Consider the following 22679-nt stretch of genomic DNA (forward strand, 5'->3'; position numbering starts at 1 on the left):
GCTGGCGGGATTGGTGGCGATCACTACGGCGCCGCCGCAGATAATGTGGCAGAGGGACTTGTGGTGCAGTCGCATGGTATTTCCTCTTGTTGTTGTTTTGGGCCGCTCTCGGGCGGCTACAGGGCATAGAGCGAAAGGCGTGCCAGGCGCGGCGTTCGAGTGGCCACCCGCCGCAATGGCGCGTGGTAGAGCGGTCTATGGGCGGTTGGCTGGGCTTGCCGCGCGGGGTGCGGTGCGTCCGTTGGACTGGACATGTATGGCGGACGGCGGTGTTCTGCGGGGTCGAGGTGTCCAGTCGGGCAGACTGGACGGCGCCGGCGACTGAGGCCGGCGCCGTGTCAGGTCAGCGCGTGCCCCTGCGACTCTTGACGCAGACGAAGCTCGACGCGGCGTTCACGTCGCCCTTGCCGACGTACTTCGGCCAGCCGGGGTATTCGCACAGCGGGCGGGTGCGGCCGGGCACGCCGACGCTGTCGGCAACGACCTGCCGGCGCGGCGCACGGCCCTGTTCGACCCAGTCTTCCAGCGCGCTCAGCGAATCCCAGGCGGCGTTGAACACCGTGCTGGCGGCGTGGCCGTAGCCGGGGATCTCGTAGTAGCGCAGGAAGTGCTTGGTCTTGCCGGGTCCCATGTCGCGACGCACGCGCTCGTAGTACTCGGCGGTGGCGCGGGTGCTCACCAGTTGGTCGGAAGTGCCGTGTGCCATGAGGATCTTGCCGCCGGTGCGGGCGAAGGCGGTGAGGTCGGTCTGGTTGACGTCCTGGCGCAGCGACAGCTCGCTGATGCGCGCCTGCCATGGGCCGGGGTTCTGCGGGTCGAGGGTCAGCGAATTGAACGTGGGGTTGCGCGTCACGAAGTAGCGCACCCATTCATCCCAGAAGCCCGAATGGTAGGGCGCGCCCTCAGCGAAGCCGGTGCCGTGCACGGGCATCGGATAGCTTGGTTGCAGGGTGTTGAGGCCGAGGCGGTTGACCACCAGCTGCACGCCTTCACCCGGCCGGCCGAGGTCGGTGCCCCAGGTGTTGAAGCCGGGGTAGTGGGTTTCGCCGCTGGCCAGCGGGAAGTTGAAGCGGATCGGGCTGTTGAACACCCGCAGCGCCTGGATCTGCGCATCCGACAGGCAACGCTGCGAGGTATCGGCACCGCCCGGGCATCGCAGCGGTTTGCCATTGATCTTGGCGCGGGCCGGGTCGAACTGCGCATTGCAGGCCGCCTGATGGCTGATCACGCCGTCGCGCACGCCATCCAACTTGTCGCAGGCCTGCATCGCGGCTTCCAGCAGTGCGGCGCGCTTCTCCAGGCTGGGGAAGGCGCCGGGCTGGGCGAGGGCGCGGGTGATGCGGCCGAACTGCAGGTCCAGCGCCAGGGCGTTGTAGGCGGGGTAGAGGACGATGGCCCCGTTGAAGTCGGTCGGCCATTGCTGCACCACGGCCAGCGCCTCGCGGCCACCGGTGGAGCCGCCGGCGAAATAGCTGCGCTCGGGTGCGGCGCCGTAGCGTTGTTCGATCAGGTAGATGGCGGTATCGCGGGTTTTCTTCAGCGCGTCATGGGCGTAGTTGGCCAGCGCTTCGTCGTTCCAGGCAAAGGAGCCTGGGCTGAGCGGATCGGCGACGTGCCCGGAATCGCTGCCGAACACCGCATAGCCGCGGCCGAGCGGCGTGGGTTGATCGATCGGGCCGGCGGGTACGTTGCCGGCGACGTTCGGCACCGTGCCGTTGTAACCGCCGCCGCCGAACATCATCGCCTTGCGGTTCCACTGCTCGGGCAGCACCAGGCGCATGCGGATCGCCGGTGCGGCCGGATCGACCGGGCGAATCTCGGCGCTGACATCGCAATAGGCGCCGAAGGTCTGCGGTGCGCTGCCGCCAGCCGCGACCGGGGTCGCCGCGGTGACGCGCGCGCCGCTGGTGGGCAGGCCGATGGCCTCGGCCGGTATCTCGCGGCCGAGCAGCTCGGTACAGGTCGCCGCCTGGGCGGACTGGCTGGCCAGCAGCGCCACGGCGAGGGCGGCCAGGGGCAGGGAACAGCGCGCAAGCGAGTTGCAGGATGAACGCATCATTGAGGCTTTCCTTCTTCTTTTTGTCGGGCCGTGCGCCACACGGGCGCATAAGCGCTCAAGCCAATGACATGCCAGCGGACGGAAGGAAGGGAGAGCAGGCGATAGTCGGTCATCGCCGTCGGGGCGAGGGCTCTAGGGCGGGGATGCGGAAGCCGTTGGGGGAGGTAGAAAGATGTTCGGCGCGGCGGACTCAGGTGAAGCGATGTCCGGCGCGCTGGACGACTGTCCGCCGCGCCGGACACTCGGGTTGCTAGTTGTAGCGGCCGTTGATCCCGCCGACGCTGTAGCGCCCGGCGCCGAGCAGCATGATGGCCAGCGAGCCGAACAGGAACAGGCCCTGCAGTTCGATGGCCCAGCCGCCCATCGGCCCGATGTCGAACAGTTCGGCCCGGTGCGCCAGCGCCAGCGCGACGACCATGTTGCCCAGCATCAGCAGAGCGCCGAGGCGGGTATAAAGGCCAAGGATCACCAGCAGCGGCCCGACCACCTCACCCAGGTAGACGCCGTAGGCGAGGACCGTCGGCAGGCCCATGCCGGCCAGCATGCCACCGATGCCATCGACGCCGTGCAGCAGTTTGTGGATGCCGTGCAGCAGCATCAATACGCCGACCGAGAGCCTGAGAACGAGTTTGCCTGCATCGTCTGTCATCGTTGAGCGTCCCCTTGCGGCGCCGGGAATCGGCGGCCCTGCCTCCAATGTAGATCAGCCGCTGTGACATTGCCGCGTCGTCAATGACGGCCAAGCCGCGGGTTAGACCGTTCAGCGCTGGCTCAGGCCATGCTGCTGCAGCTTGCTGTAGAGGCTGGCGCGGGAGATGCCGAGCTCCATGGCGGCGCGCCGGCGGTTGCCCTTGCAGGCGGCCAGTGCGCTCTGCAGCGCGCGACGCTCGGCCTGGGCGATGGTCTGGGCCAGCGGTTGCAGCGGCAGTTCTTCGAGACTGGCTGCCGCTGCGGCTTGAACAGGTGGAGACACGGCTGCCAGATGGATGCTGGCGTCTACCGGGCGTGCCTGATCGCCGAGCAATGGCATCAAGTGTGCCGCCTGCAGCTGCGGGCCGTCGGCGGACAGTTGCGCGCGCTCCAGCAGATTGCCCAGCTCGCGCACGTTGCCGCGCCAGGGTTGCGCACAGAGCAGTGCCAGTGCCTCGGGGCTCAGCTCCATGGGCGGCTGGCCGGAGCGGTTGGCGATGTCGTCGAGCAGGTGCTCGACCACGGCGGGGATGTCGCTGGCGCGCTCGCGCAACGGCGGCACGCGCAGGGCGAGGACGTTGAGGCGGTAGTACAGGTCGTCGCGGAACTGGCCGGCGGCGACCTTGGCTTCCAGGTCGATATGCGTCGCGGCAATCACCCGCACGTTGAGCGCCTTGACCTGGTTGGAGCCGAGCGGCTCGACCTCCTGTTCCTGCAGCACACGCAAGAGCTTGGCCTGCAGCGGCAGCGGCAGGTCGCCGATCTCGTCGAGGAACAGCGTGCCGCCATTGGCCACCTCGAACTTGCCGATGCGCGCCTTGCGGTCGGCGCCGGTAAAGGCGCCGGGGGCCGTGCCGAACAGTTCGGCCTCGACCAGGCTTTCCGGGATCGCCGCGACGTTCACCGCGACGAAGGGTCCGCGTGCCCGCGGTGAGAGGTTGTGGATGCCCTGGGCCAGCAGCTCCTTGCCGGTGCCGGTTTCGCCGCGCAGCAGCACGGTGGCATCGAGCTGCGCGGCGCGCCGCGCCTGGCGCTTGATCTCGCTGGCGGCCGGGCTGTTACCGATGAAGCCGGCGATGGTGTAGCGCGCCCGGCGCGCCTTGGCCAGTTCGTTCTGGGTAGCGACCAGCTGGGTCTGCAGGCTGGTGTACTTGGACATCAGCGGCTTGAGGTGGCGGGCGCGGTCGAACAGCACGAAGCCCAGCGCGCCGACCAGGGTGCCGTCCTCGTCGCGCAGCGGAATGCGGGTGACGACGAAGTGCTCGTCGCCGAAGGCCATCAGGTCGATGATGCTCGGCAGGCCGCTTTCCACCACCTCGCGCAGGCGGCTGGCCGGCAGCACTTCCTCGATTTCCTTGCCGAGCACGCTGGCCGGATCGCGAATGCCGACCTTCTCGGCGTACTTGTCGTTGATCCAGACGATGCGCGCCTGGCGGTTGACCGCGATGGTGCCCTCGCACTGCGCGTTCAGATGATCGAACAGCAGAGGCATGGCCACGGCACGGAAGCGTTCCGGCGAAACGCCGACGATCAGGCCGTGGTTGTCGAGTGCGTCGCGGGCAATGCTCATGGGCAGTCAGGGTCCGTTCTGGGGCGACCGATTATGGTTGGCCCCGGCTGCCACGGGCAAGGCAGCCGGGCATGCTCACGGCTGGGAATACACTTCATTGGGCAGCCATGTGGCGAGCGGCGCGAAATAGAACACGAGGGCCAGACCGATCAGCTGGATGATGATGTACGGCAGCACGCCGAGGTAGACGTCGCGGGTGGTGATGCCCGGCGGGCAGACGCCCTTGATGTAGAACAGCGCGAAGCCCACCGGCGGTGTGAGGAACGAGGTCTGCAAGCAGAGCGCGAAGAGAATCGCGAACCACAGCGGATCGACGCCCATGGAAAACAGCACCGGCGCCACCAGCGGCAGGATGATCAGGGTGATCTCCACCCAGTCGAGGAAGAACCCCAGCAGGAAGGTGATCGCCAGCACCGTGAGCAGCACGCCGGTCTGGCCGAACGGCAGCCCTGTGAGCGCCGCGCGGATCACGTCGTCACCGCCCAGGCCGCGTAGTACGGCGGCGAACACCGTGGCGCCGATGAAGATGCCGAAGATGAAGGCGGCGGTACGGCTGGTCTGGTACAGCGCATCCTTGAGCACCGGCAGATTCAGGCGGCGGCTGGCCGCGGCCATCAGCAAGGCCCCGAAGGCGCCGACTGCCGAAGCCTCGGTGGTGGTGGCGATGCCGAAGAAGATCGAGCCGAGCACGGCGAAGATCAGCGCCAGCGGCGGCACCACGGCCCAGAACACGTCGAGCAGGGCACGGGCGTCGAGTTTCGGCCGGTTGGCCGGTGCCGGGGCGAAGTCCTTCTTCAACCAGGCGACGACCACGATGTAGAGGATGTACATCAGCGCCAGCATCATCCCCGGGATCAGCGCGCCCATGAACAGCTTGCCCACCGAGGCTTCCGAGGTGCCGAGGCGGTCGGCCATCAGCACCAGCATGATGCTCGGCGGAATCAGGATGCCCAGCGTGCCCACCGAGCAGGCGGTGCCCACCGCCAGGCTCTTGTTGTAATTGGCCTGCAGCATCGGCCCGATGGAGAGCATGCCGAGCAGCGCCACCGAGGCGCCGACGATGCCGGTGGAGGCGGCGAGCAGGATGCCTACCACCACCACCGTCACCGCATAGCCGCCGCGCAGCGGGCCGAGCACGCGTACCAGGCTGTGCATCAGGCGTTCGGCGATGCCGGAGCGGTCGAGCATGATGCCCATGAAGATGAACAGCGGCAGGGCCACCATCAGCTCATTGGCGACGATGCCGTAGATGCGCGCGTCGAGCACGCCGATGGTGCCGTCCCAGGTGAACCAGAGATTGGCGTCGAAGTGTTCCACTAGCACATAGCCGAGCACGGCGAACAGCAGGCCGATGCCGGCCAGCGACCAGGCGACCGGGAAGCCGAGCAGCAGCAGGCCCATGAAGCTGGCGAACATGGCGATGACGAGGATTTCTTCCAGACCCATGATTGCGACTACTCCATCAGGGCTGCGAACGAGTGCGGTCGCGCTCGTCCGAGGGGGCCGTCAGGGCCCGCGGGAAATTGAACAGCAGGGTGCTGCAGCGCAGCGTGCGGGACAGCAGCGCCAGTGCCACCAGCACGAGGCCGATGGGCAGCACGCTCTTGAAGATGAAGCGGTAGGGCAGCCCACTGGGCGCCTGGGAGCGTTCGTTGTAGAGGTAGGCCTTGTAGGCGTAGGGGATCAGCGCATCGATCATCAGCACGATCACCGGCAGCGCCAGCAGAGCGATGGCCAGCAGCTCGATCCAGGCCTGGCTGCGCAGGCTGAAGCGCTCGCGCAGCACGTCGACGCGCACATGGTCGTCGCGCACCACGGCGTAGGCGAGGGCGAGCATCAGCGCGGCGCCGAACAGGTGCCAGGACAGTTCCTCCAGCGCAATGGAACCGCGCGAGAGGGCGAAGCGGCTGAACACGTTGGCCAGCACGACCAACAGAACCGCCAGCCAGAGCCAGGCGCTGGCCTGGCCGATGGCGACCAGCAGGCGGTCCAGCGGCCGCGAAATACGGTTGTACGGCAGCGCGTCGGGCACTGGCGCATCGGGAGAGACGGGCTTGAAGGACACGGCGGACCTCGGAATCTCGGCACAGGGATAGAAGGCGGGCACGTCGCCGTGCCCGCGGGTTAGGCGCAGCCGTCAGTCGTACTTGTAGAAGTCGCGCGGCAGATAGCCCATGCCGTGCCAGATCGAGTGGTGCTGCATGAACTCGCGCTGGCTGGTCAGCACGCGCTTGAACATCTCGTCCTTGGCGGCCATCTCGTCGAGCACCTCGTCGGTGACCTTCTGCAGCTCGCGCAGTACCGGCTCGGGCAGCACCTGGGCCTTCACGCCCTGCTTCTGGTAGTCACGCAGCGCGGTCGGCTGAGCCCACTCGCTTTCGGCGAAGCCCTTGAGCGTGGCCGACTCGCACCCAATCTCGATGAGCGCGCGGCTCTCCGGCTTGAGCTTGTCCCAGACGTCCTTGTTCACCAGCAGGTGCGAGGTGGTCAGCGTCTGGTGCCAGCCGGGCATGATGTAGTTCTTGATGATCTGGTCCAGGCCCAGCATCTTGTCCACCGCCGGCTGCGAGAACTCGGTGGCGTCGATGGTCTTGCGCTCCAGCGCCTGGTAGATCTCGCCGCCCGGCACCATGGTCACCGAGGCGCCGAGCTTTTCCAGCACCTTGCCGCCGATGCCGGCAAAGCGGATACGCAGGCCGTCGAAGTCCTCCAGCTTCTCGATGGGCTTGGCGAACCAGCCGGCGCCTTCCGGGCCGATGATGCTGCACAGCATCGGGTGGATATTGCGCTGGGCGTAGATTTCCTCGAGCAGCTTCTTGCCGTCACCCTGGTAGTACCAGGCCAGGTGCGCCGGCGGCTCCATGTTGAACGGCGCGCCGGAGTACAGCGGCAGGGCCGGGATGGTGCCCTGGTCGTAGCCGATCCAGGTGTAGCCGGCCGGGTACTTGCCGCTGCTCACCGCATCCATGATCTCGAACGGCGGCACCAGCTCGCCCGGCTCGTAGTAGCGCAGCTGGATGTCGCCGCCTGAGACGGCCTTGAGCGATTCGGAAAGATGCTTGACCGGGGTGGAGAGGCCGATCAGGTGGGAGGGGAAGGCCAGCGGCACCTGCCAGCGGATCTTCTCCGCGGCGCTGGCGACGCCACTGAGCAGGCTGGCGCCGAGCAGGGTGGTCGCACCGATGGCGCAGGCGATACGGGAGAGTTTGTTCTTGGTCGACATGCAGGTTTCCTTCTTGTTGTTGTTCTGGTGCCCGAGGGCGGACGCGTAACCGCCCGTGGGTCGAGGGCGTTAACAGGCCAGAACAAGAACAGAGGCCGAGCCGATGCTGCCGATCCGGCGCCAGTCTTGTTCTTTGGTTTGTTCTGGCGTCGCGGGGTGGATTGCAGGTTCTGTGCCTATCGCTCGCGAGCGAGGAAAGGCGCGCTCTGCAGCGGCATTCGGATGATTGCAGGGCGATAGCGGTGTCCGCTGCGGCAGACACTGCTCAGGTGAACACGCGGCGGTGTCCGGAATTCTGGAACATGTCCAGTTATGTGGACGCCTGAATAGCTGACAGCGGGCAAACAAATCCGGCGTTGCGCGGGACGCGACGCCGGATGAGCGAAATGGGAGAGAGGAGAGCGATCAGCTGGCGGCTTGCTTGGCCAGGGTGCTTTCCAGGGCGCTGCGGCAGCGCTCCTCGGCGGTGTCCAGTTCCAGCTGCATCTGCTGGATATCGAGTAGCTGCTGCTCCAGCTGCTGGCGCCGCTCGGCGATCATCTGCAGCATGATGTTCAGCTGCTTCTGGTTGCCGGCCTTGGGATCGTAGAGCTCGATCAGCGTCTTGCATTCAGCCAGCGAAAAGCCGATGCGCTTGCCGCGCAGGATCAGCTTCAGCGCGACGCGATCCTTGGGTGAATAGATGCGTTCCTGACCGCGGCGGGTCGGCGTGAGCATGCCCTGTTCTTCGTAGAAGCGGATGGCGCGAGTGGTGATATCCAGCTCATTGGCCAGGTCGGAAATACTGTAGGTCTGTTTCGCCATGATTCTTCCGATCATCCTCTGTCGCGCCCGGCGAACCGGGCGCGTGTCTGCCAGCATGCCCTGCCGCGACGGTGCGCTCAGGGGCGTTCGACTGCCAAGGCTACTCCCTGGCCACCACCGATGCACAGTGTTGCCAGGCCCTTGCGAACATCGCGGCGCTGCATCTCGTGCAACAGGGTCACCAGGATGCGGCAGCCCGAGGCGCCGATCGGGTGGCCGAGGGCGATGGCGCCGCCGTTCACGTTGACCTTATCGGCATCCCAGCCCAATTCCTTACCCACCGACAGCGCCTGCACGGCGAAGGCTTCGTTGGCTTCGATCAGGTCCAGCTCGGCCAGCGACCAGTTGGCTTTTTCCAGGCAGCGGCGAGTGGCGGAAACCGGGCCGATGCCCATGATCGCCGGGTCGACGCCGGCGTTGGCGTAACCGGCGATCTTCGCCAGCACCGGCAGGCCCAGGGCCTCGGCCTTGCTGGCGCTCATCAGCACCACCGCGGCGGCGCCGTCGTTGAGGGTCGAAGCGTTGCCGGCGGTGACGCTGCCGTCCTTCTTGAAGGCCGCACGCAAGCCGCCAAGGGAGTCGGCCGTGGTGCCGGCGCGGGGCTGCTCGTCACGGGCGAAGGCGAGCGGCTCGCCCTTGCGCTGGGGAATCATGACCGGGGTGATCTCGGCATCGAAGCGGCCGCTCTCGATGGCGGCGGCGGCACGCTGCTGCGACTGCGCGGCGAAGGCGTCCTGCTGGGCGCGGTCGATGCCGTACTTGTCGGCGAGGTTCTCTGCGGTGATGCCCATGTGGTAGTCGTTGAAGGCGTCCCACAGGCCGTCGGTGATCATGCTGTCGACCATCTGTGCGTGGCCCATGCGCAGGCCGGTGCGCGCGCCGGGCATGACGTAGGGCGCCAGGCTCATGTTCTCCATACCGCCAGCGATGACCACCTCGGCGTCGCCGCAGCGGATCGCCTGCACGGCCAGGTGCACGGCCTTGAGGCCCGAGCCGCAGACCTTGTTCAGTGTCATGGCCGGTACCGCGTGCGGCAGGCCGGCCTTGATCGAGGCCTGGCGCGCGGTGTTCTGACCGGCGCCGGCGGTGAGCACATGACCGAGGATGACTTCATCGACCTGGGCCGGGTCGATGCCGGTTTTTTCCAGCAGCGCGCGGATCACGGTGGCGCCGAGTTCGACCGCCGGCACATTGGCCAGCGCGCCCTGGAAACTGCCGATGGCGGTGCGGGTTGCAGCTACGATGACGACGTCTTGCATGACGGACTCCGAATTAAAAGGCGCTACGCTGGGGCGTAACGCGAGGGCCAGGCGCGCGGCCTGACTCCGGGAAAGGGTGCCCTCGAACGACACAGGAGAAGCGGCCTCGCAGGCCGGCCAATGCCGCAGTATACGGGCGCCTAAGTGACTGGCCAGTGCTGGCGCGCCGCCGGCTTGTTGCGTTCGGGGCAGGCGGGAAAACGCGGCGGGCAAAGGTTGCTCCGGCGTCCTTCCCGCACCCAGGTTTCAGCGATGGATCGGGCTGCCGGTGGCCTCTTGCAACTCCTCGAAGCTGACGCCTTCGGCCAGCTCCACCAGCTTCAGGCCCTGCTCGGTGACGTCCAGTACGCCGAGGTCGGTGATGATCCGGTCGACCACGCCGAGGCCGGTCAGCGGCAGGTCGCAGGCCGGCAGGATCTTGTGCGCGCCGCCCTTGGCGGTGTGCTCCATCAGCACTACGACGCGCTTGACGCCGGCCACCAGATCCATCGCGCCGCCCATGCCCTTGACCATCTTGCCGGGGATCATCCAGTTGGCCAGGTCGCCCTTTTCCGACACCTGCATGGCGCCGAGGATGGCCAGGTTGATATGGCCGCCGCGGATCATCGCGAAGCTCTGCGCGTTGTCGAAAAAGCTCGAGCCGGGCAGGGCGGTGACGGTCTGCTTGCCGGCGTTGATCAGGTCCGGGTCGATCTCTTCCTCGGTCGGGAAGGGGCCGATGCCGAGCAGGCCGTTCTCGCTCTGCAGCCAGACGTCCATGCCTTCGGGGATGTAGTTGGCCACCAGGGTCGGCAGGCCGATACCGAGGTTGACGTAGAAGCCGTCCTGCAGCTCCTGGGCGGCGCGCTGCGCCATCTGTTCACGTGTCCAGGCCATGGTCTCAGCTCCTCACCGTGCGTTTTTCGATGCGTTTTTCCGGGTTCGGGTTGTGCACGATGCGATGCACGTAGATGCCCGGCAGGTGGATCTGGTCCGGGTCCAGCTCGCCGGTCTCGACGATCTCCTCCACCTCGACGACGCAGACCTCGCCGGCCATCGCTGCCAGCGGGTTAAAGTTGCGCGCGGTCTTGCGAAACAGCAGGTTGCCGGCCTTGTCGGCCTTCCACGCCTTGACCAGGGCCAGGTCGGCGGTGAGGGATTCCTCCATCACGTACCACTCGCCGTTGAACTGGCGGGTTTCCTTGCCTTCGGCCACCAGCGTGCCGTAGCCGGTCTTGGTGTAGAACGCCGGAATGCCCGCGCCGCCGGCACGCAGCTTCTCGGCCAGAGTGCCTTGCGGGGTGAATTCCAGGGCCAGTTCGCCGGCCAGGTACTGGCGCTCGAACTCCTTGTTCTCACCCACGTAGGAGGAAACCATCTTGCTGATCTGCCGCGTCTCCAACAGCAGGCCGAGACCGAAGCCGTCGACGCCGGCATTGTTGCTGATGGCAGTCAGGTCCTTCTTGCCGCTGTCGCGCAGGGCGGCGATCAGCTGCTCGGGGATGCCGCACAGGCCGAAGCCGCCGACGGCGATGGTCATGCCGTCCTCGACCAGGCCTTCCAGAGCGTGGGCGGCGCTGGGGTAAATCTTGTTCATGAATTACCTCTACTTGTTGTTCTATCTGTGCCGGGTGGTCCGATAGATGGCCGCCCGACGAATAGGGTTTAGCAAAATCGGTGCCGCTAACCGGCCTGCCTGGCGCGGGCGACCCGCGAACCGTTGGCACGCCCCAGCAGCTGGCTGATGCGCTGGCCGGCGCCGATCAACGCATCGAGGTCGATGCCGGTGGCTATGTCCAGCCCGTTGAACATGTACAGCACGTCTTCGCTGGCGACATTGCCGCTGGCGCCTTTGGCGTACGGGCAACCCCCGAGGCCGGCGACCGAGCTGTCGAACACGGCGATGCCTTCCAGAAGGCTGGCATAGATATTCGCCAGCGCCTGGCCGTAGGTGTCGTGGAAATGCCCGGCCAACCGTTCGCGCGGCACTTCACGAGCCACCATGTCGAATAGTGTGCGGGTCTTGCCCGGTGTGCCGGTGCCGATGGTGTCGCCCAGGGAAACCTCGTAGCAGCCCATGGCATACAGCTCGCGGGCGACTTCGGCGACCTTGGCTGGCGGTACCTCCCCTTCGTAGGGGCAGCCGAGCACGCAGGAAACGTAGCCACGCACACGGATGTCCTGCTCGCGGGCAGCCTCCATCAGCGGGGCGAAGCGGGCCAGGCTCTCGGCGATGGAGCAGTTGATGTTCTTCTGCGAGAAGGCTTCGGAGGCCGCACCGAACACCGCGACTTCCTTCACGCCGGCCTCGATGGCCGCTTCCAGCCCCTTCATGTTCGGCGTCAGCGCCGCGTAGGTGACACCGGCCTTGCGCTGGATTTGCGCGAAAACCTCGGCGGAACCGGCCATCTGCGGCACCCACTTGGGTGAGACGAAGCTGCCGACTTCGATGTAGCTGAGGCCAGCGGCGCTGAGGTCGTCCACCAGGCGCACCTTGTCCGCCACGCTGATGGGCTGCTGCTCGTTCTGCAGGCCGTCACGCGGGCCGACTTCCACCAGCCGGACCTGTTTGGGCAGGCTCATATGTCCTCCAGAGGGTAAATGCTTAGCGAGCCTTCACCCGTGTCGTTGAATTGTGGCGCTGCTGGTGGGCTAAAGCCCACCCTACGGATCAAGCCTCTTCCATCTCCAGCAGCACCGCGCCTTCGCTGACCATTTCGCCTTCGCTGCAGAACAGGCTCTTGACCACGCCAGCCTGGGCGCTGCGGATGCTGTGTTCCATCTTCATCGCTTCCAGCACGATCAGCGCGGTGCCGGCCTCGACATGCTGACCGGCCTCCACCAATACACGAACGATGCTGCCGTTCATCGGTGCGGTCAGGCCGCCGTGATGCTGGTGGCTGGCCTCGGCTTCGGCAATGGGGTCGAAGGTGCGCACAGCCAGCCATTCGCCGTTCCACTGCAGGTACAGCGCATCGCCCTGGCGGATCGCCTTGGGCGTGCGGACGTTTGGTTGCTGCGCTGCCGGGTCGACCTTCAGCCGGCGGCTTTCGCCATTGCACTGCAGATGCAGGCTGATCTGCGCCGGCATGCCGAAGCGCAATCCGTCGCGTTTGGACCACGGCGAATGGGTATCGTCGCCGCGTACCTTGGTCGGTTCGGTCTGCACGAAGCACTCCGCAGCCTGCTGCCAGAAGGCATCAGATAGCTCGCCGGCCGGACGCAGCAGTTCGCTTTCGTGACGCGGGATAAAGCCGGTATCCAGCTCGGCCTCGGCGAAGGCGCGGTGGCCGACGACGCGGCGCAGGAACGCGAGGTTGGTGCGCACGCCGCCGACGGCGGTCTCGTCGAGCATGGCCAGCAGGCGCAGGCGCGCTTCCTCGCGGTTCTCGCCCCAGGCGATCAGCTTGCCGAGCATTGGGTCGTAGAACGGCGACACGGTATCGCCCTCGGCAACGCCGCTGTCGACGCGACGGCCCGGGCCATCCGCCGCTTCACGATATAGATCGAGGGTGCCGGTGGCGGGGAGGAAATCGTTGTCGGGGTCTTCGGCATACAGTCGCACTTCGATGGCATGGCCGATCAGCGGCACCTGTTCCTGACGAATCGGCAGCGGCTCGCCGCGGGCGACGCGAATCTGCCAGGCGACCAGATCGAGGCCGGTAATGGCCTCGGTGACCGGGTGCTCGACCTGCAGGCGGGTATTCATTTCCATGAAGAAGAATTCGCCACGGGCGTCGAGCAGGAATTCCACCGTGCCGGCACCGACGTAGCCGATGGCCTGGGCGGCCTTTACCGCAGCTTCGCCCATGGCGCGGCGCAGCTCGGGGGAGAGGCCTGGCGCTGGCGCCTCTTCAACCACTTTCTGATGGCGGCGCTGGATCGAGCAGTCGCGTTCGTTCAGGTACAGGCAGTTGCCGTGCTGGTCGGCGAAGACCTGGATTTCCACATGGCGCGGCTTGAGCACGTATTTCTCGACCAGCATGCGCGAATCGCCGAACGACGACTGCGCCTGGCGCTGGGCGGACGCCAGCGCCTCGGCCAGGTCCGCCTCGCGCTCGACCACCTTCATGCCCTTGCCGCCACCACCGGCGGTAGCCTTGAGCAGCACCGGGTAGCCGATCTTTTCCGCGGCGGCTCGGAAGGTTTCCACGTCCTGCGCCTCGCCGTGGTAGCCCGGCACCAGCGGCACGCCGGCTTCCTCCATCAGCGCCTTGGCGGCGGACTTGCTGCCCATGGCGTCGATGGCCGAAGCGGGCGGGCCGAGGAAGATCAGCCCTGCCTGTCCGATGGCGCGGGCGAACTCGGCGTTCTCCGAGAGAAAGCCGTAGCCCGGGTGGATCGCTTGGGCGCCGCTGGCCTTGGCCGCCTCGATCAGCTTGTCGATGCGCAGGTAGCTGTCGGCCGGCTTGGCGCCGCCGAGGTCGATGCGAATATCGGCCTCGCGGGCATGGCGCGCGCTGGCGTCGATGGCGCTGTGCACGGCAACGGTGGTCAGGCCCATGGCCTTGGCGGTGCGCATTACGCGGCAGGCGATCTCGCCGCGGTTGGCAACCAGGAGGGTCGTTATCATTTTTGTGATTCCTGCGTGGCCTGGAAGACGTTTCCCCTCACCCTAGCCCTCTCCCCTGAGGGGCGAGGGGATGACGGAGTGGGGCGAAGCAATGAAGTGGTTCGGCAATGATTGGCGTGACCGGTTGATGTGCGATCAGCGGCATGAGCGCGGACGATATGGTTAGGCAGCCGCTCCCAAACCCCACACAACCCAACCCCATCTCCCTCTTGGGGAGCGGGCCGGGGCGAGGGGGAGTTGCTACGCACATGCACTCCCGCCCAGCCATTGCACAGACCAACTCCCTCTCCCCTTTGGGGAGAGGGCTGGGGTGAGGGGGCGGTGCTGCGGCCCTGCACAATCACCCTGCCACTGCACAAGCCAACATACTCTCCTCCTTGGGAAGAGTGCCGGGGAGCGGGCTGGGGCGAGGGGGCGTTGCTACGCACATGCACTCCCGCCCAGCCATTGCACAGACCAACCCCCTCTCCCCTTTGGGGAGAGGGCTGGGGTGAGGGGGCGGTGCCAAGGACCGACACAGCCGCCCGACCACCACACAACGCAACCCTCTCACCGCGCGTACGCGACAACGTATACGAGCGAGCACCCCACAGAAGCCCAGTCATCACGCGCGCTCCTGCCAGGCGGGCGTGCGTTTTTCCAGGAAGGCGCTCAGGCCTTCCTGACCTTCCGGGCTGGTGCGCAGGCGCGCAATGGCCTGTTCGGTGGTCTGGCGCAGGTCGGCACTGAAATCGCCGTCGCCCACTTCCAGCAGCAGGTCCTTGCAGGTCTTGAGCGCCTGCGGGCTGTTGAGCAGCAGGTTGTCGACCCACTGCTCGAGCGCGGCGTCCAGTTCACTGGCCGGGTAGGTCTCGGCGAGCAGGCCGAGTTCGCGGGCACGCTTACCGTCGAAGCGTTCGGCGGTCAGCGCGTAGCGGCGGGTGGCGCGCTCGCCGATGGCCTTGACCACGAACGGGCTGATCACCGCCGGGGCCAGGCCGATGCGTACTTCTGACAGGCAGAACAGCGCATCGCTGGCGCCGATGGCCATGTCGCAGCAGGCGATCAGCCCCAGCGCGCCGCCGAAGGCCGCGCCCTGCACCACGGCCAGGGTCGGCTGCGGCAGCTGGTAGAGGCGCTGCATCAGCTCGCCCAACTCATGGGCATCAGCGAGATTGGCCTGGTAGTCGAGTTTGGCCGACTCGCGCATCCAGCCGAGATCCGCGCCAGCGGAGAAGTGCTTGCCACGCCCGCGCAGGATGAGGAAACGGATGCTCGCATCGTCCTGCACCTGGGCCAGCGCTGCGTTCAGTTCGCCGATCACCTGGGCGTCGAAGGCATTGTTCTTGTCCGCGCGGTTGAGCCAGAGGGTGGCCACGCCGCGCGCGTCTTTGTTCAGTTCGATGGTCTGGAAATCGGTCATCTCAGCATCCTCGATGCGACTGCAGGCGCCGGCGCGCTCGGCTGCCGGCGGCACGGATTACATGCGGAACACGCCGAAGCGGGTCGGCTCGATCGGCGCGTTCAACGCGGCGGACAGCGCCAGCCCCAGCACCTCGCGGGTCTGCGCCGGGTCGATCACGCCGTCGTCCCACAGCCGAGCGCTGGAGTAGTACGGATGGCCCTGGCGCTCGTACTGCTCAAGGATCGGCTGCTTGATCGCGGCTACCTCGTCGTCGCCGAGACTCTTGCCGGCGCGTTCGCTCTGTTCCTGCTTGACCTGGGCGAGTACCCCGGCGGCCTGTTCGCCGCCCATCACGGCAATGCGCGCGTTGGGCCACATCCACAGGAAGCGCGGATCGTAGGCGCGGCCGCACATGCCGTAGTTGCCGGCACCGAAGCTGCCACCGATGAGCACGGTGAACTTCGGCACCTGGGCGCAGGCCACCGCGGTGACCAGCTTGGCGCCGTGCTTGGCGATGCCGCCGGCCTCGTATTTCTGCCCGACCATGAAGCCGGTGATGTTCTGCAGGAACAGCAGCGGGATGCCGCGCTGGCAGGCCAGTTCGATGAAGTGCGCGCCTTTCTGCGCCGCCTCGGCGAAGAGGATGCCGTTGTTGGCGAGGATGGCGATCGGGTAGCCGTGCAAGTGGGCGAAACCGCAGACCAGGGTGGTGCCGAACAGCGCCTTGAATTCATCGAACTCGCTGCCGTCCACCAGCCGTGCGATCACTTCGCGTACGTCGTAGGGTTGCTTGGCCTGTGCCGGAATCACGCCGTACAGCTCGTCGGCGGCATACAGCGGTGCTCGCGGTTCGCGGGTTTGCAGCTGGCCGAGCTTGCGCCAGTTGAGGTTGGCCACGCAGCGGCGGGCGATGGAAAGCGCGTGCTCGTCGTTCTCCGCGTAGTGGTCGGCAACGCCGCTGGTCTTGCAGTGCACGTCGGCGCCGCCCAGCTCCTCGGCAGTCACCACCTCACCGGTGGCGGCCTTCACCAGCGGCGGGCCGGCGAGAAAGATGGTCGCCTGGTTGCGCACCATGATGGTTTCGTCGGCCATCGCCGGCACATAGGCGCCGCCGGCGGTGCAGGAGCCCATGACCACGGCGATCTGCGGGATGCCCATGGCGCTCATATTGGCCTGGTTGAAGAAGATCCGGCCGAAGTGCTCGCGGTCCGGGAACACCTCGTCCTGACGCGGCAGGTTGGCGCCGCCGGAGTCCACCAGGTAGATGCATGGCAGGCGGTTCTCGCGGGCGACGGTCTGCGCGCGCAGGTGCTTTTTCACCGTCAGCGGGTAGTAGGTGCCGCCTTTCACGGTGGCGTCGTTGGCGATGATCATGCACTCGATGCCTTCGACACGGCCGATACCGGCGACTACGCCGGCAGCGGCGACGTCTTCGCCATAGACCTCATGGGCGGCCAGCGGGGCGAGTTCGAGAAAGGCCGAGCCGGCGTCGAGCAGGGTATCGATGCGCTCGCGCACCAAGAGCTTGCCGCGCGAGACGTGGCGCTGCTGGGCGGTGGCGCCGCCGCCTTCGCTGACGCGACCGAGCAGGGCGCGCAGGTTGTTCACCTGTTCGAGCATCGCCGCGCTGTTGGCGGCGAACTCCGGTGAACGGGTATTGATCTGGGTGTGCAGGATGGCCATGGTTGGCTCCGTTCAATTCCATCATGGATGGCTCTGCCATCCACAGACTGCGGTGGAAAACCCTTCGCGGTTTTCCACCCTACGAGGCTGGGGGCGTTCTTTCCGCCCGCAGGCTCACCTGGATTCGTTGAACAGCTCGCGGCCGATCAGCATGCGGCGTATTTCGCTGGTGCCGGCACCGATCTCGTAGAGCTTGGCGTCGCGCAGCAGGCGACCGGTGGGGAATTCGTTGATGTAGCCGTTGCCGCCGAGGATCTGGATCGCCTGCAGGGCCATCTGTGTGGCGTTTTCGGCGCTATAGAGGATCACCCCGGCGGCGTCCTTGCGGGTGGTCTCGCCGCGGTCGCAGGCCTGCGCCACGGCATACAGATAGGCGCGGCTGGCGTTGAGCTGGGTGTACATGTCCGCCACCTTGCCCTGGATGAACTGGAACTCGCCGATGCTCTGGCCGAACTGCTTGCGATCGTGGATGTAGGGCACCACCACATCGACGCAGGCCTGCATGATCCCGGTCGGGCCGCCGGCCAGCACCACGCGTTCGTAGTCCAGGCCGCTCATCAGCACCTTGACGCCGCCGTTCTCGGCGCCCAGCACATTCTCTTGCGGCACCTCGACGTCATCGAAGAACAGCTCGCAGGTGTTGGAGCCGCGCATGCCGAGCTTGTCGAACTTGTTGCCGCGGGAGAAACCCTTCCAGTCGCGCTCGACGATGAACGCGGTGATGCCGTGCGCACCCTTGTCCAGGTCGGTCTTGGCATAGATCACGTAGGTGCTGGCGTCCGGGCCGTTGGTGATCCAGGTCTTGCTGCCGTTGAGCACGTAGCGGTCGCCGCGCTTCTCGGCGCGCAGCTTCATGGAGACCACGTCGGACCCGGCATTCGGCTCGCTCATGGCCAGCGCCCCGACGTGTTCGCCGCTGATCAGCTTGGGCAGGTAGCGGGCCTTCTGCTCGGGGGTGCCGTTGCGGTTGATCTGGTTGACGCACAGGTTGGAGTGGGCGCCGTAGGAGAGGGCGACCGAGGCCGAGCCGCGGCTGATTTCTTCCATCGCCACCACATGCGCCAGGTAGCCGAGGCCGGCGCCGCCGTACTCCTCGGAGACGGTCACGCCGAGCAGACCCATCTCGCCGAATTTTCTCCACATGTCCGCCGGGAACAGGTTGTCCTGATCGATGGCTTCGGCGCGCGGGGCAATCTCGGCGGCGACGAAGGCCTGGACCTGCTCGCGCAGCATGTCGATGGTTTCACCGAGGGCGAAATTGAGGCTGGAGTAGTTCATTGGGGCCACCTGCTTGTCTTGTAATTGTTCTGTTTTCAGAGGATTCGTTCGTCCGGCGGAGTGCAGGCCGGCGCTCTGGTAGCGGTCTGACGTCATCGACATGGATGATCGCTCGCTGCTTTACGTTAACGTAAAGGTCCGCTGCGGGTCTGTCAACACACCGCCGAGTCAGCATGTCTGCCAGCATAGGCCCGGTAAGGTGCGGCCGTCGGTTGGTGGCGCGCGGTGGTGTTTCGTCGGTGGAGGGGCACTCGGCGCGAGCCCGGCGGGACTAAACAGGCAGTGGCCGCAACGGCGGCCTGCCACCGGCGAGGAAATCCATGCCCCGCATCGGCTTCGCCTGCATGTATCGCCACCCGCAACAGAGTCTCTCGCTGAAGGAGCTGGAGCGCATCGAGCGCACCTTCAATCCGCGCAGCACCACGCTGCGCTGGATGGCCTCGGTCGGTCGCGCCGCGGCCGAAGCGAGGCTGGAGGAGATCGTCGAGCACAACCTGAGCGCTCAGCGGGTGTTGCTCGAATACGTCGCCACGTTGCCGCCGATGCTGCGCATGTTGCGCCTGTCCAGCGACTTGCTGCCGTTCTACAGCCATGCCGAGATCGCGCCGTTCTACCGTCGCGCCGAGATACGGAACCGCCTCGAGGCTGGCTTCGCCGCGATCGGCGAACTGGCACGGGCCAACGATATCCGGCTGTCGATGCATCCCGGCCAGTACTGCGTGCTGGGATCGGACAAGCCGCAGGTGGTGGAAAACAGCCTGGCGGAATTCGAATACCACGCCGACATGATCCGCATGATGGGTTACGGCCGGCGCTTCCAGGACTTCAAATGCAACCTGCATATCGCCGGGCGGCTCGGCGCCGAGGGGGTGCGTGCCGTGTGGCCGCGCCTGTCGACCGAGGCGCGCCGCTGCATCACCTTCGAGAACGACGAAAAGACCTATGGCCTGGACGACTGCCTGAGCCTCGCGGACCTCGCGCCGGTGGTGCTGGATATCCATCACTGCTGGATTCACGAGGGCCGCTACATCGAGCCGGACGACCCGCGCATCGAGCGCGTTCTGGAAAGCTGGCGCGGTGTGCGGCCGACCATGCACTACTCGCAGCCGCAGGAGAGCCTGATGGAGCTTGGCTTCGCGCCGGAGCAGAAGCTGGAACTCCCCGAGTTGCTGGAGAAGGTCAACAAGCGCGACCTCTATGCGCATAGCAAACGCATGTGGAACCACTGGACGAATCGCTATGCGTTTCAGTTTCTCGATCGCTTCGACATCATGCTCGAAGCCAAGGACAAGAACCTCGCCGCGCTGGACTTCCATCACGAGTACCGGCGTGTAGGCGCCTGACGAGGCGTCTTCGGCAGACGCATGCGCGGCATCGTTGCAGAGGCTCCGGCGCAACCGTTTTGCGCCGCTCAGGCATGCCTTCCGACACGTCGTGTCAGCGCCGATCTGGCCGCGGCTGACCCATTTATTCGTCACCAGATAATGGCCATTTGACTGCTCGAGCTTCTCGACTTTCGCCTACCCTGCGACATATTGTCAGCTAGTTACCTTTACGTTAACGTAATCGTGGCCTAGGGTGACTGTCAGCAGCGCCAGCACCCTTGCGAGCACGCCTCATAACAAACATAAGACTGAGGAAAATCGTCATGAGTCTTCCGAGCTATACCTGCGGACCGCAGAGCAAACCACTGTTGCCCATGACCATCGGCGCGGCGTTCGATCGTACCGTGGAGCGCTTTCCCCAGCGCGAGGCCCTGGTGGTGCGCCATCAGCAACTGCGTTACACCTGGACGGAACTGGCAGAGGCGGTGGACCGTTGCGCGCGTGGCCTGCTGGCCCTCGGACTGCAGGCTGGCGAACGAGTGGGCATCTGGTCGCCGAACAATGCCCAGTGGTGCATCACCCAGTTCGCTACTGCGAAGATCGGTGTGGTGCTGGTCAACATCAATCCCGCCTACCGCCTCAGCGAACTCGAATACGCCTTGAAGCAGTCCGGCTGCCGCTGGCTGATCTGCGCCGATGCCTTCAAGACGTCCGATTACCACGCCATGCTCCACGAGCTGCTGCCGGAGCTGGAAAGCGCCGCCGTCGGGGCCCTGCAGAGCCATATGCTGCCCGAGCTGCGCGGTGTGATCAGCCTGTGCGACAAGCCGGTGGACGGCATGCTGCAGTGGCAGGCGCTGATGGAGATGGCCGAGCAGGTCGGGCCCGAGCAGTTGCGCCAGTGCGGCGAGCGCCTGCAGTTCGACGACCCCATCAACATCCAGTACACCTCCGGCACCACGGGCTTTCCCAAGGGCGCCACGCTCAGCCACTACAACATCCTCAACAACGGCTACATGGTCGGCGAGAGCCTCAGGCTGACCGAGCACGACCGCCTGGTGATCCCGGTGCCGCTGTACCACTGCTTTGGCATGGTCATGGGCAACCTCGGCTGCGTCACCCACGGCACCACGATGATCTACCCGAGCGCTGCCTTCGAGCCGCTGGCCGCATTGCAGGCTGCGGCCGAGGAAAAGGCCACCGGCATGTACGGCGTGCCGACCATGTTCATCGCCATGCTCGACCATCCGGAGCGCCAGTCGCTGGACCTCAGCAGCCTGCGCACCGGCATCATGGCCGGCTCTACCTGCCCGATCGAAGTGATGAAGCGCGTCATCGACGACATGCACCTGGCCGAAATGCAGATCGCCTACGGCATGACCGAAACCAGTCCCGTGTCCACCCAGACCAGTGCCGACGACGACCTGGAACGCCGCGTGACCAGCGTCGGCCGCACCCAGCCGCACCTGGAAAGCAAGATCGTCGACGAGCACGGCGCGGTGGTGCCGCGCGGGCAGATCGGCGAACTGTGCACCCGCGGCTACAGCGTGATGCTCGGTTACTGGAACAACCCGGACGCCACCCGCGATGCCATCGACGGCGCCCGCTGGATGCACACCGGTGACCTCGCGGTAATGGACGATGAGGGTTACATCAAGATCGTCGGCCGCAACAAGGACATGATCATCCGCGGCGGCGAGAACGTGTACCCGCGCGAGATCGAGGAATTTCTCTTCACCCATCCTGCGGTCGCCGACGTGCAGGTGATCGGCGTGCCGGACAGCAAGTTCGGCGAGGAGATCGTCGCCTGGGTCAAGCTGCACCCCGGCCATCAGGTCGAGGCCGAGGCGCTGCGCGAGTTCTGCAAGGGCCGCATTGCCCACTTCAAGACGCCGCGGCACATCCGGTTCGTCGACGACTTCCCGATGACCATCAGCGGCAAGGTGCAGAAGTTCCGCATGCGCGAGATCAGCGTGGTCGAGCTGGGCATCAGCGAACAGCACTGACCGGCACCGGCCGGGTTCGCCCGGCCGGCCATTCGCTCATCCGAAATGGAGCTTTCCATGGCGCTGCCTACTACTCAGTCGATCAGCCGTTTCCCGCTGCCCGACAGCCTCGACGCACTGCCCGCCGACCTGCGCGAACGGATTCTCGCCGTGCAGGAAAAGGCCGGTTTCATCCCCAACGTGTTTCTCATGCTGGCTCATCGGCCGGCGGAGTTTCGCGCCTTCTTCGCCTATCACGATGCGCTGATGGAGCGCGAAGCCGACAGCCTGACCCAGGCCGAGAAGGAGATGATCGTGGTGGCGGTCAGCGCCGACCACGGCTGCCTGTATTGCGTGGTCGCCCATGGCGCGATTTTGCGCATCCTCGCCAAGGACGCGCAGCTGGCCGACCAGATCGCTGTCAACTACCGCACCGCGCCGATCTCCGAACGCCAGCGCACGATGCTCGATTTCGCCCTGCACCTTGCGGCAGGGCGCGGCGTGCTGGACGACGCCTGGCAAGCGCGGCTGGAAGCTCAGGGTTTCAGCCTCGACGACATCTGGGACATCGGCGCCATCGCCGGGCTGTTCGGCCTCTCCAACCGGCTGGTGTCCATGGCGCGCACCCCGCCCAACGACGAGTTCTACCTGCTGGGCCGCGTGCCCAGAAGCACCGCGCGCTGAGCGCGACACCGCATTACCGCATGAAGTGGTAATCCGAGCCCGGGCAGTTGGCAGTCGGGCTCAACAGCTGCATCAACGATCACAACAACAAGAGAGAAAGCTATGCAACTGAAACCAGCAAGCCGGACCTTCCTGCTTTCCAGCCTGGCTGCAGCCATTCTGGGCATGTCCAACACGGCTTCG

18 protein-coding genes are annotated in these 22679 nt (G+C 66.1%); 3 read left to right on the top strand and 15 right to left on the bottom strand.

The window, feature by feature from the left end:
* Nucleotides 1–343: 343 nt before the first annotated feature.
* The 15 genes from RT582_RS21215 to RT582_RS21285 form a co-directional block, all read right to left on the bottom strand.
* The gene (locus RT582_RS21215; protein ID WP_125862804.1) at nt 344–2059 is read right to left on the bottom strand and encodes a tannase/feruloyl esterase family alpha/beta hydrolase; all 1716 of its coding nucleotides are present in this window, start codon (nt 2057–2059) and stop codon (nt 344–346) included.
* A gap of 250 nt (nt 2060–2309) precedes the next feature.
* Nucleotides 2310–2708 carry a DoxX family protein gene (locus tag RT582_RS21220; RefSeq protein ID WP_023445827.1) on the bottom strand — a complete coding sequence of 133 codons (399 nt, stop codon included), beginning with the start codon at nt 2706–2708 and terminating at the stop codon, nt 2310–2312.
* Between the two features lie 111 nt (nt 2709–2819).
* Entirely contained in the window at nt 2820–4319 is a 1500-nt protein-coding gene (locus RT582_RS21225) for a sigma-54 interaction domain-containing protein (RefSeq protein WP_023445826.1), read from the bottom strand.
* A gap of 75 nt (nt 4320–4394) precedes the next feature.
* The gene (locus tag RT582_RS21230) at nt 4395–5765 is read right to left on the bottom strand and encodes a TRAP transporter large permease (protein ID WP_125862803.1); all 1371 of its coding nucleotides are present in this window, start codon (nt 5763–5765) and stop codon (nt 4395–4397) included.
* A 16-nt stretch (nt 5766–5781) separates the two neighbouring features.
* Nucleotides 5782–6384, bottom strand: coding sequence for a TRAP transporter small permease subunit (locus RT582_RS21235; protein WP_125862802.1), 603 nt, complete (start codon nt 6382–6384; stop codon nt 5782–5784).
* Nucleotides 6385–6456: 72 nt separating this feature from the next.
* The gene (locus RT582_RS21240; protein WP_125862801.1) at nt 6457–7542 is read right to left on the bottom strand and encodes a TRAP transporter substrate-binding protein; all 1086 of its coding nucleotides are present in this window, start codon (nt 7540–7542) and stop codon (nt 6457–6459) included.
* Nucleotides 7543–7947: 405 nt separating this feature from the next.
* Nucleotides 7948–8346, bottom strand: coding sequence for a MerR family transcriptional regulator (locus tag RT582_RS21245; RefSeq protein ID WP_014597531.1), 399 nt, complete (start codon nt 8344–8346; stop codon nt 7948–7950).
* Nucleotides 8347–8423: 77 nt separating this feature from the next.
* Entirely contained in the window at nt 8424–9605 is a 1182-nt protein-coding gene (locus RT582_RS21250; RefSeq protein ID WP_125862800.1) for an acetyl-CoA C-acetyltransferase, read from the bottom strand.
* Nucleotides 9606–9851: 246 nt separating this feature from the next.
* On the bottom strand, nt 9852–10481 hold the full coding sequence (locus RT582_RS21255; protein ID WP_023445821.1) for a CoA transferase subunit B: 630 nt from the start codon (nt 10479–10481) through the stop codon (nt 9852–9854).
* 4 nt (nt 10482–10485) lie between these two features.
* Entirely contained in the window at nt 10486–11181 is a 696-nt protein-coding gene (locus tag RT582_RS21260) for a CoA transferase subunit A (RefSeq protein WP_003294550.1), read from the bottom strand.
* A gap of 86 nt (nt 11182–11267) precedes the next feature.
* Nucleotides 11268–12167: a hydroxymethylglutaryl-CoA lyase gene (locus RT582_RS21265; RefSeq protein WP_104096861.1), complete on the bottom strand. Its 900-nt coding sequence runs from the start codon at nt 12165–12167 to the stop codon at nt 11268–11270.
* Nucleotides 12168–12255: 88 nt separating this feature from the next.
* On the bottom strand, nt 12256–14157 hold the full coding sequence (locus RT582_RS21270) for an acetyl/propionyl/methylcrotonyl-CoA carboxylase subunit alpha (protein WP_125862799.1): 1902 nt from the start codon (nt 14155–14157) through the stop codon (nt 12256–12258).
* A gap of 604 nt (nt 14158–14761) precedes the next feature.
* Nucleotides 14762–15559, bottom strand: coding sequence for a gamma-carboxygeranoyl-CoA hydratase (locus tag RT582_RS21275; RefSeq protein WP_125862798.1), 798 nt, complete (start codon nt 15557–15559; stop codon nt 14762–14764).
* A gap of 57 nt (nt 15560–15616) precedes the next feature.
* Nucleotides 15617–17224, bottom strand: a complete 1608-nt coding sequence (locus RT582_RS21280; RefSeq protein ID WP_125862797.1) for a carboxyl transferase domain-containing protein — start codon at nt 17222–17224, stop codon at nt 15617–15619.
* A 114-nt stretch (nt 17225–17338) separates the two neighbouring features.
* Nucleotides 17339–18502: an isovaleryl-CoA dehydrogenase gene (locus tag RT582_RS21285; protein ID WP_125862796.1), complete on the bottom strand. Its 1164-nt coding sequence runs from the start codon at nt 18500–18502 to the stop codon at nt 17339–17341.
* A 320-nt stretch (nt 18503–18822) separates the two neighbouring features.
* Between RT582_RS21285 and RT582_RS21290 the strand changes: the two genes are divergently transcribed.
* The 3 genes from RT582_RS21290 to RT582_RS21300 all read left to right on the top strand — a co-directional run bounded on the left by RT582_RS21290 (nt 18823) and on the right by RT582_RS21300 (nt 22496).
* The gene (locus RT582_RS21290; protein ID WP_014819320.1) at nt 18823–19845 is read left to right on the top strand and encodes a UV damage repair endonuclease; all 1023 of its coding nucleotides are present in this window, start codon (nt 18823–18825) and stop codon (nt 19843–19845) included.
* Between the two features lie 305 nt (nt 19846–20150).
* Nucleotides 20151–21833, top strand: a complete 1683-nt coding sequence (locus tag RT582_RS21295) for an AMP-binding protein (RefSeq protein WP_125862795.1) — start codon at nt 20151–20153, stop codon at nt 21831–21833.
* 57 nt (nt 21834–21890) lie between these two features.
* A complete protein-coding gene (locus RT582_RS21300; RefSeq protein ID WP_125862794.1) occupies nt 21891–22496 on the top strand; it encodes a peroxidase-related enzyme in 606 nt (201 codons plus the stop codon).
* Nucleotides 22497–22679: the final 183 nt, after the last annotated feature.

Origin of the sequence: Stutzerimonas kunmingensis (assembly GCF_032106285.1) — a bacterium.
GTDB lineage: Bacteria > Pseudomonadota > Gammaproteobacteria > Pseudomonadales > Pseudomonadaceae > Stutzerimonas > Stutzerimonas kunmingensis_B.

Excerpts from the sequence above, each read along its gene's own strand:
- RT582_RS21215 (WP_125862804.1), bottom strand. The coding sequence starts at position 2,059 with ATGATGCGTTCATCCTGCAACTCGCTTGCGCGCTGTTCCCTGCCCCTG.
- RT582_RS21220 (WP_023445827.1), bottom strand. The coding sequence starts at position 2,708 with ATGACAGACGATGCAGGCAAACTCGTTCTCAGGCTCTCGGTCGGCGTA.
- RT582_RS21225 (WP_023445826.1), bottom strand. The coding sequence starts at position 4,319 with ATGAGCATTGCCCGCGACGCACTCGACAACCACGGCCTGATCGTCGGC.
- RT582_RS21230 (WP_125862803.1), bottom strand. The coding sequence starts at position 5,765 with ATGGGTCTGGAAGAAATCCTCGTCATCGCCATGTTCGCCAGCTTCATG.
- RT582_RS21240 (WP_125862801.1), bottom strand. The coding sequence starts at position 7,542 with ATGTCGACCAAGAACAAACTCTCCCGTATCGCCTGCGCCATCGGTGCG.
- RT582_RS21245 (WP_014597531.1), bottom strand. The coding sequence starts at position 8,346 with ATGGCGAAACAGACCTACAGTATTTCCGACCTGGCCAATGAGCTGGAT.
- RT582_RS21250 (WP_125862800.1), bottom strand. The coding sequence starts at position 9,605 with ATGCAAGACGTCGTCATCGTAGCTGCAACCCGCACCGCCATCGGCAGT.
- RT582_RS21255 (WP_023445821.1), bottom strand. The coding sequence starts at position 10,481 with ATGGCCTGGACACGTGAACAGATGGCGCAGCGCGCCGCCCAGGAGCTG.
- RT582_RS21260 (WP_003294550.1), bottom strand. The coding sequence starts at position 11,181 with ATGAACAAGATTTACCCCAGCGCCGCCCACGCTCTGGAAGGCCTGGTC.
- RT582_RS21265 (WP_104096861.1), bottom strand. The coding sequence starts at position 12,167 with ATGAGCCTGCCCAAACAGGTCCGGCTGGTGGAAGTCGGCCCGCGTGAC.
- RT582_RS21270 (WP_125862799.1), bottom strand. The coding sequence starts at position 14,157 with ATGATAACGACCCTCCTGGTTGCCAACCGCGGCGAGATCGCCTGCCGC.
- RT582_RS21275 (WP_125862798.1), bottom strand. The coding sequence starts at position 15,559 with ATGACCGATTTCCAGACCATCGAACTGAACAAAGACGCGCGCGGCGTG.
- RT582_RS21280 (WP_125862797.1), bottom strand. The coding sequence starts at position 17,224 with ATGGCCATCCTGCACACCCAGATCAATACCCGTTCACCGGAGTTCGCC.
- RT582_RS21285 (WP_125862796.1), bottom strand. The coding sequence starts at position 18,502 with ATGAACTACTCCAGCCTCAATTTCGCCCTCGGTGAAACCATCGACATG.
- RT582_RS21290 (WP_014819320.1), top strand. The coding sequence starts at position 18,823 with ATGCCCCGCATCGGCTTCGCCTGCATGTATCGCCACCCGCAACAGAGT.
- RT582_RS21295 (WP_125862795.1), top strand. The coding sequence starts at position 20,151 with ATGAGTCTTCCGAGCTATACCTGCGGACCGCAGAGCAAACCACTGTTG.
- RT582_RS21300 (WP_125862794.1), top strand. The coding sequence starts at position 21,891 with ATGGCGCTGCCTACTACTCAGTCGATCAGCCGTTTCCCGCTGCCCGAC.